15 protein-coding genes and 1 pseudogene are annotated in these 15,006 nt (G+C 55.4%); 7 read left to right on the forward strand and 9 right to left on the reverse strand.

Annotated elements, in window-relative coordinates; genetic code table 11:
• Nucleotides 1-39: 39 nt before the first annotated feature.
• A complete protein-coding gene (locus tag VSQ83_RS17915) occupies nucleotides 40-573 on the reverse strand; it encodes a gluconokinase (RefSeq protein WP_133077291.1) in 534 nt (177 codons plus the stop codon).
• A gap of 229 nt (nucleotides 574-802) precedes the next feature.
• Here VSQ83_RS17915 and VSQ83_RS17920 point away from each other — a divergent pair, with 229 nt between their 5' ends.
• Nucleotides 803-1,834 (forward strand): LacI family DNA-binding transcriptional regulator, encoded by a 1,032-nt coding sequence (locus tag VSQ83_RS17920; protein ID WP_326427281.1) that lies wholly within the window; start codon nucleotides 803-805, stop codon nucleotides 1,832-1,834.
• A 21-nt stretch (nucleotides 1,835-1,855) separates the two neighbouring features.
• Here the strand turns inward: VSQ83_RS17920 and VSQ83_RS26805 are convergent, their stop codons facing one another.
• Both VSQ83_RS26805 and VSQ83_RS26810 read right to left on the reverse strand, forming a co-directional pair.
• On the reverse strand, nucleotides 1,856-2,428 hold the full coding sequence (locus tag VSQ83_RS26805; protein ID WP_371928113.1) for a methyl-accepting chemotaxis protein: 573 nt from the start codon (nucleotides 2,426-2,428) through the stop codon (nucleotides 1,856-1,858).
• Nucleotides 2,405-3,175 (reverse strand): annotated as a pseudogene (locus VSQ83_RS26810) (PAS domain-containing protein); the annotation flags it as partial. The pseudogene VSQ83_RS26810 and the gene VSQ83_RS26805, both read right to left, overlap by 24 nt.
• 591 nt (nucleotides 3,176-3,766) lie before the next feature.
• Between VSQ83_RS26810 and VSQ83_RS17930 the strand changes: the two are divergent.
• Nucleotides 3,767-4,216, forward strand: a complete 450-nt coding sequence (locus VSQ83_RS17930; RefSeq protein WP_133077288.1) for a GNAT family N-acetyltransferase — start codon at nucleotides 3,767-3,769, stop codon at nucleotides 4,214-4,216.
• On the opposite strand, the gene def is transcribed toward VSQ83_RS17930, so the two are convergent.
• Entirely contained in the window at nucleotides 4,170-4,709 is a 540-nt protein-coding gene (def, locus tag VSQ83_RS17935) for a peptide deformylase (protein WP_133077287.1), read from the reverse strand. The two genes, VSQ83_RS17930 and def, sit on opposite strands and share 47 nt — an antisense overlap.
• A 2-nt stretch (nucleotides 4,710-4,711) precedes the next feature.
• On the reverse strand, nucleotides 4,712-5,665 hold the full coding sequence (locus VSQ83_RS17940; protein WP_133077286.1) for a YihY/virulence factor BrkB family protein: 954 nt from the start codon (nucleotides 5,663-5,665) through the stop codon (nucleotides 4,712-4,714).
• A 279-nt stretch (nucleotides 5,666-5,944) separates the two neighbouring features.
• Here VSQ83_RS17940 and VSQ83_RS17945 point away from each other — a divergent pair, with 279 nt between their 5' ends.
• Nucleotides 5,945-6,322: a hypothetical protein gene (locus VSQ83_RS17945; RefSeq protein ID WP_133077285.1), complete on the forward strand. Its 378-nt coding sequence runs from the start codon at nucleotides 5,945-5,947 to the stop codon at nucleotides 6,320-6,322.
• A gap of 145 nt (nucleotides 6,323-6,467) precedes the next feature.
• On the opposite strand, the gene fadD1 is transcribed toward VSQ83_RS17945, so the two are convergent.
• Nucleotides 6,468-8,159 carry a long-chain-fatty-acid--CoA ligase FadD1 gene (gene fadD1 / locus VSQ83_RS17950; protein ID WP_133077284.1) on the reverse strand — a complete coding sequence of 564 codons (1,692 nt, stop codon included), beginning with the start codon at nucleotides 8,157-8,159 and terminating at the stop codon, nucleotides 6,468-6,470.
• Nucleotides 8,160-8,518: 359 nt separating this feature from the next.
• Nucleotides 8,519-10,207 carry a long-chain-fatty-acid--CoA ligase FadD2 gene (gene fadD2 / locus VSQ83_RS17955; RefSeq protein ID WP_133077283.1) on the reverse strand — a complete coding sequence of 563 codons (1,689 nt, stop codon included), beginning with the start codon at nucleotides 10,205-10,207 and terminating at the stop codon, nucleotides 8,519-8,521.
• A 209-nt stretch (nucleotides 10,208-10,416) separates the two neighbouring features.
• Here fadD2 and VSQ83_RS17960 point away from each other — a divergent pair, with 209 nt between their 5' ends.
• A complete protein-coding gene (locus tag VSQ83_RS17960) occupies nucleotides 10,417-11,361 on the forward strand; it encodes an alpha/beta hydrolase (protein WP_326427282.1) in 945 nt (314 codons plus the stop codon).
• A gap of 76 nt (nucleotides 11,362-11,437) precedes the next feature.
• Nucleotides 11,438-11,908, forward strand: a complete 471-nt coding sequence (locus tag VSQ83_RS17965) for a MaoC family dehydratase (protein ID WP_019829146.1) — start codon at nucleotides 11,438-11,440, stop codon at nucleotides 11,906-11,908.
• Between the two features lie 133 nt (nucleotides 11,909-12,041).
• Here the strand turns inward: VSQ83_RS17965 and VSQ83_RS17970 are convergent, their stop codons facing one another.
• Nucleotides 12,042-12,509 carry a PA2169 family four-helix-bundle protein gene (locus VSQ83_RS17970; protein WP_133077281.1) on the reverse strand — a complete coding sequence of 156 codons (468 nt, stop codon included), beginning with the start codon at nucleotides 12,507-12,509 and terminating at the stop codon, nucleotides 12,042-12,044.
• Between the two features lie 207 nt (nucleotides 12,510-12,716).
• Here VSQ83_RS17970 and VSQ83_RS17975 point away from each other — a divergent pair, with 207 nt between their 5' ends.
• Nucleotides 12,717-12,953, forward strand: a complete 237-nt coding sequence (locus tag VSQ83_RS17975; RefSeq protein ID WP_019829144.1) for a DUF3820 family protein — start codon at nucleotides 12,717-12,719, stop codon at nucleotides 12,951-12,953.
• Between the two features lie 11 nt (nucleotides 12,954-12,964).
• Complete coding sequence (locus VSQ83_RS17980; RefSeq protein ID WP_326427283.1) at nucleotides 12,965-14,155, forward strand: aminotransferase class V-fold PLP-dependent enzyme; 1,191 nt, start codon at nucleotides 12,965-12,967, stop codon at nucleotides 14,153-14,155.
• 184 nt (nucleotides 14,156-14,339) lie between these two features.
• Here the strand turns inward: VSQ83_RS17980 and VSQ83_RS17985 are convergent, their stop codons facing one another.
• Nucleotides 14,340-15,005 (reverse strand): bifunctional 4-hydroxy-2-oxoglutarate aldolase/2-dehydro-3-deoxy-phosphogluconate aldolase, encoded by a 666-nt coding sequence (locus tag VSQ83_RS17985; RefSeq protein ID WP_133077279.1) that lies wholly within the window; start codon nucleotides 15,003-15,005, stop codon nucleotides 14,340-14,342.
• Nucleotide 15,006 lies beyond the last annotated feature (1 nt).

The raw sequence follows: 15,006 nt of genomic DNA on the forward strand, positions 1-15,006 counted from the left end.
TACAGCCGAGGCAGGTAGCGCTATCTGTTTGAAACAACATCATGAGGTTGCCATTACCGTCTGCTCGCACCACCAATCCCGGGCAGCGCTCGCTAATTGCTTAATGTTCATCTCGGCTGCATTCAAGGTCAGCACCAATGACTCATTGGTCGGAGACTCAAGTGCAGCGAACTGACTGTCAATCAGGGTCTTGGGCATGAAGTGCCCCGGACGATCGGCCACTCGCGCAGCGGCAACCTCGGGGGTCAGCTCCAGAAAAACAAAGCCCAGACCGTCAACCGCATCACGCAAACGCTCGCGATAACGCAGTTTTAGCGCCGAGCAGGTCAAGACCGGACGCTGGCCACTGGCAACCGCACGACGCAACTCATCGCACAGGCTGTCTAACCAGCCGGCACGATCTTCATCGGTCAGGGGAATACCGGCACTCATTTTGTCGATGTTGGCCGCAGGGTGAAACGCATCGCCTTCAATCGGGGTCGCGCCATTGAGCTGGCACAGTGCCTGGCTAACGCTGGACTTGCCGCAGCCGGCAACGCCCATGATGACCAGAGCAGTGATAGGTTGACTCATGAAACACCTCAGTCCGTAGACAGCGCTGTCTTTGTCCATGCGTTCAATACTTGAAAGCAAAGCACAAAGCCTAGGCTACCGACGTCTATTTCTCATTTTTATGGGGAGACGCGGTGACGCTCTCGACATACAAAGCTGGGGTAACTGATTTACACACAATCAGGCAATTGCGGGCACGTCAGGACAGCGCTACCTTAGTGACTTGTTTTTTGTTTGGCAAGCCGCCCCGATGACCACCTCTAAAAACGATAAAAACACCCGAACCACGGGTCGCCCCACCCTTAACGAAGTAGCCCGCCTGGCCGGGGTCAGCCCCATCACTGCCTCCCGTGCCTTGCGCGGTATCAGCAGCGTCGCCACGGACCTTGCCGAAAAGGTGCGAATTGCCGCCGATGAGCTGAACTACGTGGTCAACCCGGCCGCCCGGGCACTGGCTTCAGCACAGAGCCACTCCGTCGTGGTGCTGGTTCCGTCCTTGTCCAACCTGCTGTTTATCGACACCCTCGAAGCCATACATGACGTATTGCGTCCTCGGGGTTTTGAGGTGCTGATCGGCAACTTTCACTACTCCCGGGATGAAGAAGAGAACCTGCTGCGCAACTATATGGCCTATCAGCCGCGCGGCCTCCTGCTGACCGGATTTGACCGTTCCGAAAGCTCACGACGGATGATTGAAAGCAGCAATGTACCCTGCGTGTACATGATGGAGCTGGATGCCGCCGAGGGCCTGAACTGCGTCGGGTTCTCCCAATTGAAGGCCGGTGAAACCGCTGCCCGGCACCTGACCTCCCGTGGCCGCAAGCGCCTGGCCTATATAGGCGCCCAACTTGATCAGCGCACGCTGTTGCGTGGCGAAGGTTTTCGCCGCGCCTTGCAGCAGGCGGGTTTGTACAACCCGGAGCTTGAACTGCTGACGCCGCGCCCGTCCTCTGTTGGCCTTGGTGGCGAACTGTTCCTGCAGTTGCTGGCCAGCCATCCGCAGGTAGATGCGATCTTTTTCGGCAACGATGACCTTGCCCAGGGCGCACTGCTGGAAGCCGCACGCACCGGCATTAAAATCCCGGAGCAAATCGCCATATTAGGTTTTAACGACCTGCCGTCCTCGGAATTCATGGTGCCGCGCTTAAGCAGTATTCGTACCCCCCGAGAAGCCATCGGCCGTCGTGCGGCCGAGCAGATGCTCACACTGATGGCCGGCAACAAAGTGGCCAATCCGGTGCAAGACATGGGTTTTGAACTGATGGTGCGTGAGAGCAGCTAAGGCCCCTGCTCCCACAGTTAATTAATGCAGTTGCAACGTTGAGTTGAACTGGCTGATGGCATCGACCACATGCCTGGAGCCTTGCTGGATTTCCAGAATCGCCTCCCCGGCTTCATTCGCCAGTTCGACCCCCAGGCCGGTTCGACTCAGACTTGACTGCATACTGGTCACTGCACTCAGCGAGAGGTCATGGTTTCTGCGGACCACTTCGACAATCTCCAGGGTGGCCGCACTGGTACGCGCCGCCAGACTTCTCACTTCATCCGCCACCACGGCAAACCCGCGACCATGCTCCCCTGCCCTCGCCGCTTCGATCGCGGCATTGAGCGCCAGCAAATTGGTTTGATCGGCAATCCCGCGAATGGTCTGCACAATCTTCCCGATGCTGTCCGACTGCTTGCTCACCGCATCAATGCTTTGCGCCGCCTCGTTGAGGTCTTTGGAGATGGCTTCAATGATTTGCACAGTCTGCTGAACCACCTGTGAGCCTTTCTGCGCACAGGCGTCGTTTTGCACCGACGTGCTGTGGGCCGATTCGGCGGCAGTTTGCAGATTGGTGACTTGAGCTGTGATATCACTGGCAAACTTCACCACCTTGTACAAACGGCCCTTGGCATCAAAAATCGGGTTGTAGGAGGCTTCGAGATAAACCGTGTGCCCATGTTTGTCGACCCGTTCAAAACGCCTGGAGTGATACTCGCCACGATTGAGCGAAGCCCAAAATGCTTTATAACCCGATGATTCGGCCTCATGGGGCCGACAGAACATGCCGTGGTGCTGACCGACGATTTCACTCAGCGAGTAATGCATGGTATTGAGAAAGTTCTGATTGGCATTGATCACCCGGCCATCAGGAGAAAACTCGATCATTGCCATCGAGCGGCTCAAGGCGTTCACAATGCTCTGGTTTTCGTGCTCTTTGTTGATTCGAGCGGTGATATCCGAAGCCACCTTGATCACGCGGGTGACGTGCTGATCTGCGCCGACAATGGGCATGTAACTGGCTTCAAGCCACACCTCGCGCCCGGCCTTGTCGAGCCGTGAAAAGGTACCGTTCAACGGTTCTCCACGGGCCAGATCACTCCAGAAATGACTGTAGTCGCTGGACCTCTGGTAACTATCTTCGCAAAAAATCCGGTGATGCTTACCCCGAATTTCGTCAGCGCAATAGCCCATTACCCTGCAAAAGTTCTCGTTGGCATCAAGAATGGTGCCATCCGGAGCGAATTCAATAATGGCCATGGACCGACTGATGGCCTGCACCTTCGCTAACGTGTCATTCAATGAGCCGTTTAGACGTTTGTTCTCAAGCAGGTCGGCTTTGTTATGCAAATTAAACATGGCTCAATCCCTGGAGGTGCTGTCTATTGATAATTCAAAAGTTTCAAGGCTGCGCTTTAAACTTTTAACGTTAGAGCTGTACGCACTTCGAGGGTTAAAGCATTTATCGCCTACGCCCCGTAACGGTGGAGCATAGCTAGGCAAATGATCCGTGCAAGCACATAGCCATCAAGCTGCGACGGAGCGCTCACGCTTTAAAAAATAGCTAAATGGAGGATGTGCACTTTAAAACTGGCAGGGGCCCAAGAACTGAGCCCCCGGCAAATCACTTAATGCCCAAACAATCCAGTATCGGATTTCTTGGATTTTTTATCAGCGCGTTTTTCATCCGCTGTTTTGGCCGGCTTTTTCTTCGCCGCCTTTTTTGAATCCATGCCTTTAGCCATGTCGTGCGCTCCAGTGTTCAAGGATGTGAACTCAGGTATAACACTGGTCCGTTGCGAACTTTTAATTAAAACCCGTTATTCAAAAAAGAATGAATGCTCTTGCGTTTTAATTTCGAATAACCCTTTCCAGTAAAAACCGACAACGGCACAAAACCACTCCGTTGTTTGTTTATACTGCGAGCCCTTCCCTAAAGCCTGTGGACTTATGACTGCGATTGTTTACGCCCCGCTTGACGCACCTTTATGGCCGTTAATGAACAAGTTTTACCGTACCCATCAATCGTCGATGAAAGCGGTCAAGGACGCACAATTATGGGTCGCTCGCCAAGAGGACATTGTCGCCGGATTGTGTCTGCGGCCAATGGCTCACGGCCACTGGCTGACCGGGTTGTTTGTCGCACCAGCACTGCGCGGCCAAGGCGTTGCAGGGGAGCTGGTGAGGCATGCGGTGAAAGCCTGCGAAGGACCGGTCTGGTTGTTCTGCGATCCCGAGCTGCAAGGGTTCTATGAAAAGCTGGGGTTCAGCCTGGACGTGGAGTTGCCCCACGCCCTGCACGAGCGGCTGGTTCGCTATCAACGCAACAAGGCGATGATAGCGCTGGGATCCACTACTCCTGGGTACCCGGCTCCAGATCAGGAAACAGCACCTCGATAAAACCGAACTTGCTGAAATCCTTGATCCGTGACGGATAAAGGCGACCTATCAGGTGATCACACTCATGCTGTACCACCCGCGCATGAAAACCTTCGGCCACCCGTACGATCGGCTCACCCTTGGGCGTGAAGCCTTCGTAGCGGATCTTGTGAAAACGCTCAACGACCCCACGCAGACCGGGTACTGACAGGCACCCCTCCCAGTCTTCTTCAAGGGCCGGGCTCAGAGGCGTGATCAACGGATTGATCAGGATGGTCTGAGGCACGGCTTCAGCATCCGGGTAACGCTCGCTGTGCTCGAATCCAAAGATGACCAATTGCAGGTCAACCCCGATTTGCGGAGCCGCCAGACCCACGCCTCCTGCGTGCTCCATGGTCTGCAGCATGTCGTCGATCAATTGCCAGAGTTCTGGCGTGTCGAACATTTCATCCGGCACTGGCTCTGCGACACGCAATAGACGCTCATCGCCCATTTTCAAGATTTCACGAATCATGGTCAGTATTCATCAGAAGTGGGTTTAAGGGAGTGGTCGCGCCCAAGGCCGGAGACATGCTTCTTTGGATCAGGGTCGTCAGACTCATCGAACGTCTTCTCACCCGGATTCTTGCCTTCAGCCGACATGTGTTCAATCACAGCATTCATTTCAGCGCCCAACAACAGCACTGCGGACGAAATGTAGAAGTACAGCAACAGCACGATGATTGCCCCGATACTGCCATACATGGCGTTGTAGTCCGCGAAGGTTTTGACATAAAAGGCAAAACCCAATGACGCGATGATCCATACCACCACTGCCAGCACCGAGCCCGGCGTAATGAAGCGAAACTTCTGCTCCACGTCGGGCATCACGTAATACATCAACGCCACGGCCACCATCAGCAGCAGGATGATCACCGGCCAGCGCAGGATGGTCCACAACGTCACCACAAAGTCTTCAAGGCCTACCTGCCCCGCGAGCCAGCTCATCACCTGTGGCCCGAGCACCATCAGTGCCGCAGCAACCAGCAGCATGCCGGCAATACCGATGGTGTAAAAAATCGACAGCGGAAAACGCTTCCAGATGGGACGCCCTTCTACCACGTCATAAGCGGCATTCATTGCACTCATCATCAGCCGCACGCCTGCGGAAGCTGTCCACAACGCAATCACGATACCCACCGACAGCAATCCGCCCTTGGATTGCTGTAATTGATCGATCACCGGATTGACCTGTTCCAGCGCTTGCGGTGGCAGCACCAGTTCGGACTGCAGGCGCAGCCAGGTAAAGAAATCGGGAAGATGCAAAAAGCCGATCAATGCAATCAGAAACAGAATGAATGGAAATAACGAAAACAGCATTTGATAGGCCAACGCCGAGGCATAGGTCGACATCTCATCGTCGATAAATTCCTTGACCGTTCTGATCAAGACTTTGCCCAAAGGCAGGCCGTTCAAGCCTGGAAAAAACATAGCGTCTCCTTTCGCCGCTGAGTTATTGAGATCACACGCCTCCAAGCGAAGGGTTGTACCTAAAAGTAGTCCAATTGGCGACTTTGAAAGCACTTGATCGCCAAACCTGTGAAAAGCCCGCTCCAAGGTTGACCCCCCGGCCCGGCAACGAGTTTCATTTAATTCTGCCGATCATTTCGTCGATCAGAGCAGGTTGGGCTTTATGTTTGCTCGCTAACCCCCGAGAATACGCGACGTATTCAGGCTATGGCGCTGAAGATCCGCAATTGTAGGAAGTTTATGAAACTCGATAAAAAGCTGGCTATTGCCCGCAGAAACCAGGAACTCGGCGGCGCGGTACTCGGCGTCAACAACTGCCATTTCGCCGCACTGAACACCAACAAGAACATCTGGTGGTTCGATATTCCGCTGGCCCGCCTGGCCATCGGTCAATACGAATGGGTGCACCTGTTGCTGCACACCCCAAGCACCGACGAACTGCTCCACCTGAAGGTGACCACTGCATTCCTGCGTGAAAAACGCGAAGGCATGGTCGTTCGCGCAACGCACAAACGTACGCCGACCATGAGCCTTGAGCTGAGCGCGGACAAAGACTCCTACTTGCAGGACGTGCGTCCGACAGGTACCGGCGTCAACTTCGCACAGTTTGTGTTGTAGTCGCTGCCAAAGGCTGCGAAGGGCTGCGTAGCAGCCCGTTTTTTGAACGCCACACACCTGCATCGCAGCCTTCGGCAGCGACTACAAGCGTTGCGTTCAAAACAAAAAAGCCCCGCAATGCGGGGCTTTTTCGTATCCAGGCCCGTTACTTCTTGAGGCCCAGTTTCTTCAGTTCTTCGTCTCGCAGTTCACGGCGCAGAATCTTGCCTACGTTGGTAGTCGGCAAACTGTCGCGGAACTCGACGAATTTCGGAGCCTTATAGGCAGTCAGATTGGCACGCATGTGCGCCATGACCTGATCCTTGGTCAGCGTCATGCCCGGCTTGACCACGATAAACACCTTGATCAATTCACCGGTCTTTTCATCCGGAATACCGATTGCTGCTGACTGCAATACGCCAGGCAAGGAAGCCATCACATCTTCCAGTTCGTTCGGGTAAACATTGAAACCCGACACCAGGATCATGTCTTTCTTGCGGTCGACGATACGCATGTAGCCATCAGGCTGAATGACCGCAATATCACCGGACTTCAACCAGCCATCGCTGTCCATGATCTCGGCGGTCGCGTCGGGACGCTGCCAGTAACCCTTCATGACCTGCGGGCCCTTGATGCACAGCTCGCCAATTTCGCCCAGCGGCAGTTCTTCACCGGCATCATTGATCACTTTGCACAGGGTCGAAGGCATCGGAATGCCGATAGTGCCTACCTGAATGTTCTGGATCGGGTTCACCGAAGCCACAGGGCTGGTTTCGGTCATGCCATAACCTTCGCAGATCGGGCTGCCCGTCACGGTTTTCCAGCGTTCAGCTACCGACAGTTGCAAGGCCATACCGCCCGACAACGTCATCTTGAGGGCCGAAAAGTCCAGCTTGCGGAACGCCTCGTTATTGCATAGAGCAACAAACAGGGTGTTAAGACCGACAAAACCGCTGAACTTCCACTTGGACAGTTCCTTGACCATCGCAGGCAAATCACGGGGGTTGCTGATCAGCACGTTGTGGTTGCCGAGCAACATCATTGCCATGCAGTGAAAGGTAAATGCGTAGATGTGATAAAGCGGCAATGGCGTAATCAGGATTTCACTGCCCTCGTTGAGGTTGGAACCCATCAACGCCTTGCACTGCAGCATGTTGGCGATCAGGTTGCGATGGCTCAGCATCGCGCCCTTGGCCACACCCGTGGTACCACCGGTGTATTGCAGCACGGCAACTTCACTGCTTACCGGGTTCGCTTCCTTGACCGGCTGGCCACGGCCTTTGCTCAACACGTCGTTGAACTTGATGGCCTGAGGCAAGTAATAGGCCGGGACCATCTTTTTCACATACTTGATGACAGCGTTGATCAGCACACGCTTGAAGGGCGCCAGCATGTCAGCCACTTCGGTGACAATCACATACTTGACCGAGGTCTGCGGTACGACCTTCTCGGCCAGGTGCGCCATGTTCGCCAGGCATACCAGCGCTTTGGCGCCGGAGTCCTTGAATTGGTGCTCCATTTCCCGCGCGGTGTACAGCGGGTTGGTGTTGACCACGATCAAGCCGGCGCGGATGGCTCCGAACACAGCGATCGGGTATTGCAACAGGTTGGGCAACTGCACGGCGATGCGATCGCCGGGTTGCAGGTCGGTGTGCTGCTGCAACCAGGCAGCAAATGCGCCGGACTGCTCGTAAAGCTCACCGTAGGTGATGGTTTTGCCGAGGTTACTGAACGCCGGTTTATCAGCGAAACGCTGGCAAGACTCTCGCAGTACCGTCTGAATATTTGGATATTCATCGGGATTGATTTCAGCAGCAATCCCAGCTGGGTACTTATCCTTCCAAAAGCCTTCAATCATGGAAGCCCACTCCTCAGCGTCGCGAATTCTTCACCGCATCGGGTGCGGTTCTTATTTGTTTGATTTTTATAATGGACAGATCTGGCTTTTACTTACCTAGAAGTCACAAAGCGCGCCGAGAGTAGCAGCTTTGCCAAAGGCCGCCTAGAGCCAAAAACAGGGTTTAGAGTCACCAACCTGACTGTAGGACAATCCAAAGTCATCATTAGTGCAAAAACTCTATTAACGACAAAACCCCTCTATATCGGGCCTCACAGATCATTCATTTGGGGCTATCGATAACGATTGGTCATTTTCATGGCTGAAAAAAACGCCCACTGCCTCAAGGCAAGCGGGCGTCTGTCGCCAGGCTGAACGAATCAGGCGATATCTCGTAACTCGCGACGCAGGATTTTGCCCACCGGGGTCATGGGCAAGGAATCGCGCAACACGATTTGCTTGGGCACCTTATAACCGGTGAAGTTGTCCTTGCAGTAAGCCTTCAGTTCTTCAACGGTCACTCCGCCTGCACGAGGCACGACAAACAATTTGACCGCCTCCCCGGTGCGATCGTCCGGTACGCCAATGACCGCGCAATTGGCCACTTTTGGATGGGCCATCACGATGTCTTCAATTTCGTTGGGGTACACATTGAAACCGGAGACGATGATCAGGTCTTTTTTGCGATCGACAATACGGACAAAACCATCCGGATCAATCACTGCGATATCACCGGTCCTGAACCAGCCCTCGGCATCCAGTACTTCGGCCGTGGCCTCGGGGTTTTGCCAGTAGCCTTTCATCACTTGAGGGCCTTTGACGCACAACTCGCCTCTCTCGCCCAGGCCCAGGTCGACACCTTCGTCGCTGATCACCTTCATGGCCGTACCGGGAACCGGCATGCCCACCGTCCCCAGCCTTGCCAGTGAACCGCAAGGGTTGGCACTGGCCACCGGGGAGGTTTCAGTGAGCCCGTAACCTTCAACAATCCGGCACCCCGTGAGTTTTTCCCAACGCTCTGCCGTGGCCTTGACCAGCGCCGTGCCGCCCGAGTTGGTGATTTTGAGCCCGGAGAAATCCACGGTCTTGAAGTCAGGGTGATCCATGAGCGCAACAAACAAGGTGTTAAGGCCCAGGAAACCAGTGAATTTCCAGTTTTTGAGCTCCTTGATAAACCCTTTGATGTCGCGTGGATTGGTGATCAGGACGTTATGGTTGCCCGTGACCATCATCCCCATGCAATTGGCGGTGAAAGCATAGATATGGTAGAGCGGCAATGGGCCGATCATGATCTCGCGGCCGTCCTTGAGCATCGGCTGACCATCCGGGCCATGCTGGGACAGGCAGGCACGCAGTTGCAGCATGTTGGCGATCAGATTGCCATGGGTCAGCATCGCGCCCTTGGGCAAGCCGGTGGTGCCGCCGGTGTATTGCAGCACCGCGGTGTCATCCAGGGATGTCGTCAGCGGGCGGATAACCTGACCCGCGCCACGGCGCAAAACATTTTTGAAGGGGATCGCCTGGGGTAACTGATAGGCCGGCACCAGCTTTTTAACCTTGTCGACCACCAGATTTGTGACCCAGCCTTTTACGGCCGGCATCATGTCGCCCATTCTGGCTTCGATCAGGTAGTCGATTTCGATGTCTTGCAGCACTTCCTGCACGCGCTTGCCAAACATGTTCAAGTACACCAGCGCACGAATCCCGGCGCTCTTGAACTGATGGTGCATCTCGCGCGAGGTGTAGAGCGGGTTGGTGTTGACCACCACCAGCCCCGCACGCATCGCACCAAATACGGCAATCGGGTACTGCAGGGTATTGGGCATTTGCACGGCGATACGATCGCCGGGCTTGAGATCGGTGTGTTCCTGCAGGTAACCGGCAAAAGCAGCACTGTAGCGCTCCAGTTCGGCATAGCTGATGGTCACGCCCAGATTGCTGAAGGCCGGGCGGTCCGCGAATTTCTTGCAGGAGCGCTCAAACACGTCAACGACCGATTTGTAGGTCGTCATGTCGATATCCAGCGGTACCCCGGCGGGACGTTTGTCATTCCAGAAATCAGGTTGCATTATTTTTATCCTCGTACCTGAGCGTGTCTTGCCGCAACTTTCACTTCGTGAAAAGCGGAACTTGCGGACGGTAACAGTTATCAAGTTGTAGGCAAATACAGCGATCTTCGCCATTTACATCTTGAATCTTATTACAACACGACTCCTTGATAAGTGGCCGCTCTGCAAATGCGCTATACACTGCTACGACAACAAATGAAGGAACTGCCATGACCCCTGAGACTTTTTGGCTGGACGCGAATGACCGAAGTGGTCTTTTCGTTAACCAGTGGCTGCCTGCTGGCACGCCCAAGGCCATAGTCCTGCTGGCTCATGGCATGGCCGAGCACAGTGGTCGTTATTCCCTCCTGGGCAAAACCCTGAATGATGCCGGTTTTGGACTGTATGCCCATGACCAGCGCGGACACGGCAAAACGGCCGAACAGGGGACTCTGGGGTACTTTGCCGACAATGATGGCTGGTGCGCAGTCGTCAGCGATGTGGCCAGCCTTGCTCAACACATCGGCCAGGCTCACCCCGGGGTGCCGATTTTCCTGCTGGGCCACAGCATGGGCAGCTACATCGCCCAGGCGTACTTGATGCATCACAGTGCCAGCCTGCAAGGCGCCATTCTCAGCGCCTCAAATTTCCAGCCGGTGGCGCTCTATCGTGCAGCCAGCCTGATCGCCCGCTTCGAGCGTTTGCGCCAGGGACCAAAAGGTCGAAGTGCGTTGATCGAGTGGCTGTCCTTCGGCTCTTTCAATAAAGCCTTCAAGCCCAATCGCACACCTTATGACTGGCTTAGCCGTGATCCGGCGCAGGTCGATGCCTATGCCAGCGACCCTCTGTGCGGGTTTCGGTGCACCAACCAGCTATGGATCGATTTGCTTGGCGGGTTGCAGCAAATCAGCAAAGCGTCCAATCTCGCTCAGATCGATCCAGGCCTGCCTTTACTGATAATGGGCGGCGAATGTGATCCGGTGAGTGAAGGCAAGCGTCTCACTGATCTGGCCAAGGCTTTGCGAGATGCCGGCAATCGCCAGTTGCAGCTGAATCTGTATCCGCAAGCGCGGCACGAACTCTTCAACGAAACCAATCGCGACGCAGTGATGGCGGATGTGATCGCCTGGCTCAATCATGCATTGAGCCATACCCGCCCGCTGCGCAGCGAATGAGCAACCACAATTTCGCTATAAAGTACTTTAAAATCAATATCTTAAAACCGAATACTCGTCACAGGACATGCGCTAGATGACCCAGGTTACCAACACCCCGTACGAAGCCCTCGAAGTCGGCCAGACTGCCAGCTACAGCAAGACCGTCGGAGAGCGCGACATTCAGCTTTTTGCGGCCATGTCCGGCGACCACAACCCTGTGCACCTCGATCCTGAGTTCGCGGCTGCGACCATGTTCAAAGAGCGCATTGCCCATGGCATGTTCAGTGGCGCACTGATCAGTGCTGCCGTGGCCTGCGAACTTCCGGGCCCTGGCACTATCTATGTCGGCCAGCAAATGAGCTTTCAGAAGCCGGTAAAAATCGGTGACACCCTCACCGTGCGTCTGGAAATTCTGGAAAAGCTGCCAAAATTTCGCGTGCGCATTGCGACCCGTGTCTTCAATCAGCGCGATGAAATTGTCGTTGATGGCGAGGCTGAAATCATTGCGCCACGCAAACAACAAACCGTGACCTTGCCGGTGCTACCGGCAATCAGCATTGGCTAAAACCCAATGCATGCGGGAGCGGGCTTGCTTGCGATGCAATCAACCCGGTACATGCCTCATACCGGGTTGTTGCTGTCGCGAGCAAGCCCGCTCCCGCTGTAGATCTAAACTGGATCTACCCGCCCCGGGCTAATCAAGCCCGGGCACGTGCCTCGTTACGCAAGGCCTTGACCTGATCGTGATTGCGTTGCACGCCATGCAACTGACGCTCTACCAGATCACGAATACCTACCAGATTGTGCTTGCTGATTTTTTCCAGCGCTTCCTTGTAGGCTTTCAGGGCATGATCTTCGCCGCGCTCGGCTTCGTTGAGCACCGCTTCTTCATCCTTGCCTGTAAACACGGATTTCACGTCTACCCAACGGCGGTGCAAATCACCGGCCACGCTGGTGCTGGTTTCAGGATCGCCGCCCAAAGCGCGTACCTGAGCCTGCAACTCGGCAGCAGCGGCTGCACATTCGGCTGAGCGCTTGGCAAACAGCGCCTTGAGCTCTGGGTGCTTGATGTCTTCGGCGCAGGTTTTAAACCCTTCCTGACCGTCTTTGCTGGTTTCGATCAAATCGTTCAGGACGCTAATGGCTTCTTTATTGAGGTCAGTCATTGTTCAATTCCTTACAAGGTTGAGGATCGTGCAATAGAGATTGCAGGGCTCGTGCCAGTTTTTGAATTAAATAAAATGCTTGAATATCAATAACTTACAAAAACACAAAAAAACTGTATCCGGTTTATATGCATGATCTGTCAATTGGCCTTCATGCAAATTGCCTGTATTTTCATTCCATCGCGTTACGCACCTGAAGGCCTTTGCATGAACCCCGAAAAACTCGAACTCCTGATCACTCGCGAGATGCCCTTCGGCAAATACAAGGGCCGAATCATCGCCGACCTGCCCGGCCAGTACCTGAACTGGTTTGCCCGCCAGGGCTTCCCCCACGGTGAACTGGGCGGCTTGCTGGCCCTGATGCAAGAGATCGATCACAACGGCCTGTCGGACCTGCTCGACCCATTACGCGCCAAACACTCGAAACCCAAACCCCGTCACTAATAGAGTTGCCCATGCCAAGGATTGAAGATAACGCCCGCGACGAAAACTTCTGGCACGCCATCGCCGAGCGCTACGACGTAGCTCCCGGCCCGATCAATCTGGAGAACGGCTACTTCGGGCGCATGACTCGCGACGTGGCGCAGGACTATCAGCGCACTGTCGACTTTATTAACCGCAACAACTCGCTACCGGTGCGCCAGCACTTCGATGAGACTCAGAGCGTTGAGATCCGCGACCAGCTCGCTGACCTGCTGGGCGTTGACCCGTCCGGCGTCGCGTTGACTTCGCGCGCGTCCGATGCCCTGCAATCGCTGATTCGCAACTACAACCGCCTGCAGCCCGGCGATCAGTTACTGATCTGCGACCTGGAGTACCACAGCGTCGAATATGCGATGCGCTGGGTCGCACAGCAGCGCGGGCTTGAGGTCATTGAAATATCCCACAAGCACCCCGCCACCCATGAAAGTCTGGTGGCCAGTTATCGCGAAGCCTTTGAGCGTCACCCACGGATCAAACTGATGGCGCTCACCCACGTCACCCACCGCACCGGGCTTGTATTACCCGTGCAGGACATTGTCGCGGCGGCCACATCTCATGGTGTGGACGTGATCCTTGACGGCGCCCACGCCCTGGGCCAGATCGAGTTCGACCTGCAGGCTCTGGGCGTCGCATTTGCGGGGTACAACCTGCACAAATGGATCGGCGGACCGCTGACCCTGGGCTTCATGTACATCGACCCCCGGCGCCTGGCCGATATTGACCCCGACATGGGCAACCAGCATTACCCCGAACCGGATATTCGTAACCGCTCACCCTATGGCACGCCAAACATACCGGCCTGGCTGACCCTGCCCAAAGTGTTGCAGGAACACCAGGACATGGGAGGCACACAGGCCAAAGGGGCACGACTGAACTACCTGCGCGACCTGTGGGTCAGTGAAGCGCGAAAAATGCCGGGGATTGAAGTGCTGATCGAGGATGATCCGCGACTGCGCTGCGCGATTACCTCGCTGCGCTTTACCCATGTGCAGGATCAGCAGCCGATGGTTGAGCGCCTGCTCAAGGACTACAACCTGTTCACCGTCGCGCGTAATGGCTCGGCGTGTGGCAGCTGCATCCGGATTACCGTTGGGTTCACTACCACCCTGGATGACATCAATCAGCTGGTCAACGCGTTGCGCGAGCTGTCGCAGGGCAATTAGTCGATCCTGTGGGAGCGGGCTTGCTCGCGATGCTGACGACGCGGTTTTTCAAATAGACCGCAGTGAGATCATCACGAGCAAGCCCGCTCCCACATCACCGACCATGTGTTTTTCAGGCAAAAAAAAGGTGCGCCGACCAAGCGCACCAAAAACCGTAGAACACACAACTATTCGTACTAAAACATCAATCCAGCAGAGCAAGCGCCTCAGCGGTGCATTCCTGGATACGGGCCCAATCGCCGTTTTTGATCCACTCGCTGTCCAGCATCCAGCTACCACCCACGCACATCACGTTTTTCAACGCCATGTAGCTGCGGATATTGGCCGGGCCGACACCGCCAGTCGGGCAGAATTTCACTTCACCGAACGGGCCGCCCAATGCCTTGATCGCGGCCACACCGCCACTGACTTCAGCCGGGAACAGTTTGAAACGACGGTAGCCCAACCCGTAGCCTTCCATGATCCCGGAGGCATTGCTGATACCCGGCAGCAGCGGGATGTCGCTGGCAACGCTGGCCTGGAGCAGGTCACGGGTGATGCCTGGGGTGACAATAAATTGCGAACCGGCTTCTTCAGCCGCCGCCAGCATGTGCCGATCCAGCACAGTACCCGCTCCCGTCACCAGTTCAGGGCGCTGATCTCGCAAAATGCGGATGGCCTTGAGGCCGAACGCCGAGCGCAGAGTCACCTCAAGGGCCGTCAGGCCACCTGCCGCCAGCGCATCTGCCAATGGCAGAATGTCTTGTTCGCGAGCAATGGTAATCACCGGCAGAATGCGTGCACGGTCACAGAGGCTGTCGATCAGGGCGACTTTATCCGCCATCGATACGTTCGCAATTGTTGTTGTCATG

It is taken from the genome of Pseudomonas sp. DSV-1, from assembly GCF_035830915.1.
In the GTDB taxonomy this organism is placed as follows: domain Bacteria; phylum Pseudomonadota; class Gammaproteobacteria; order Pseudomonadales; family Pseudomonadaceae; genus Aquipseudomonas.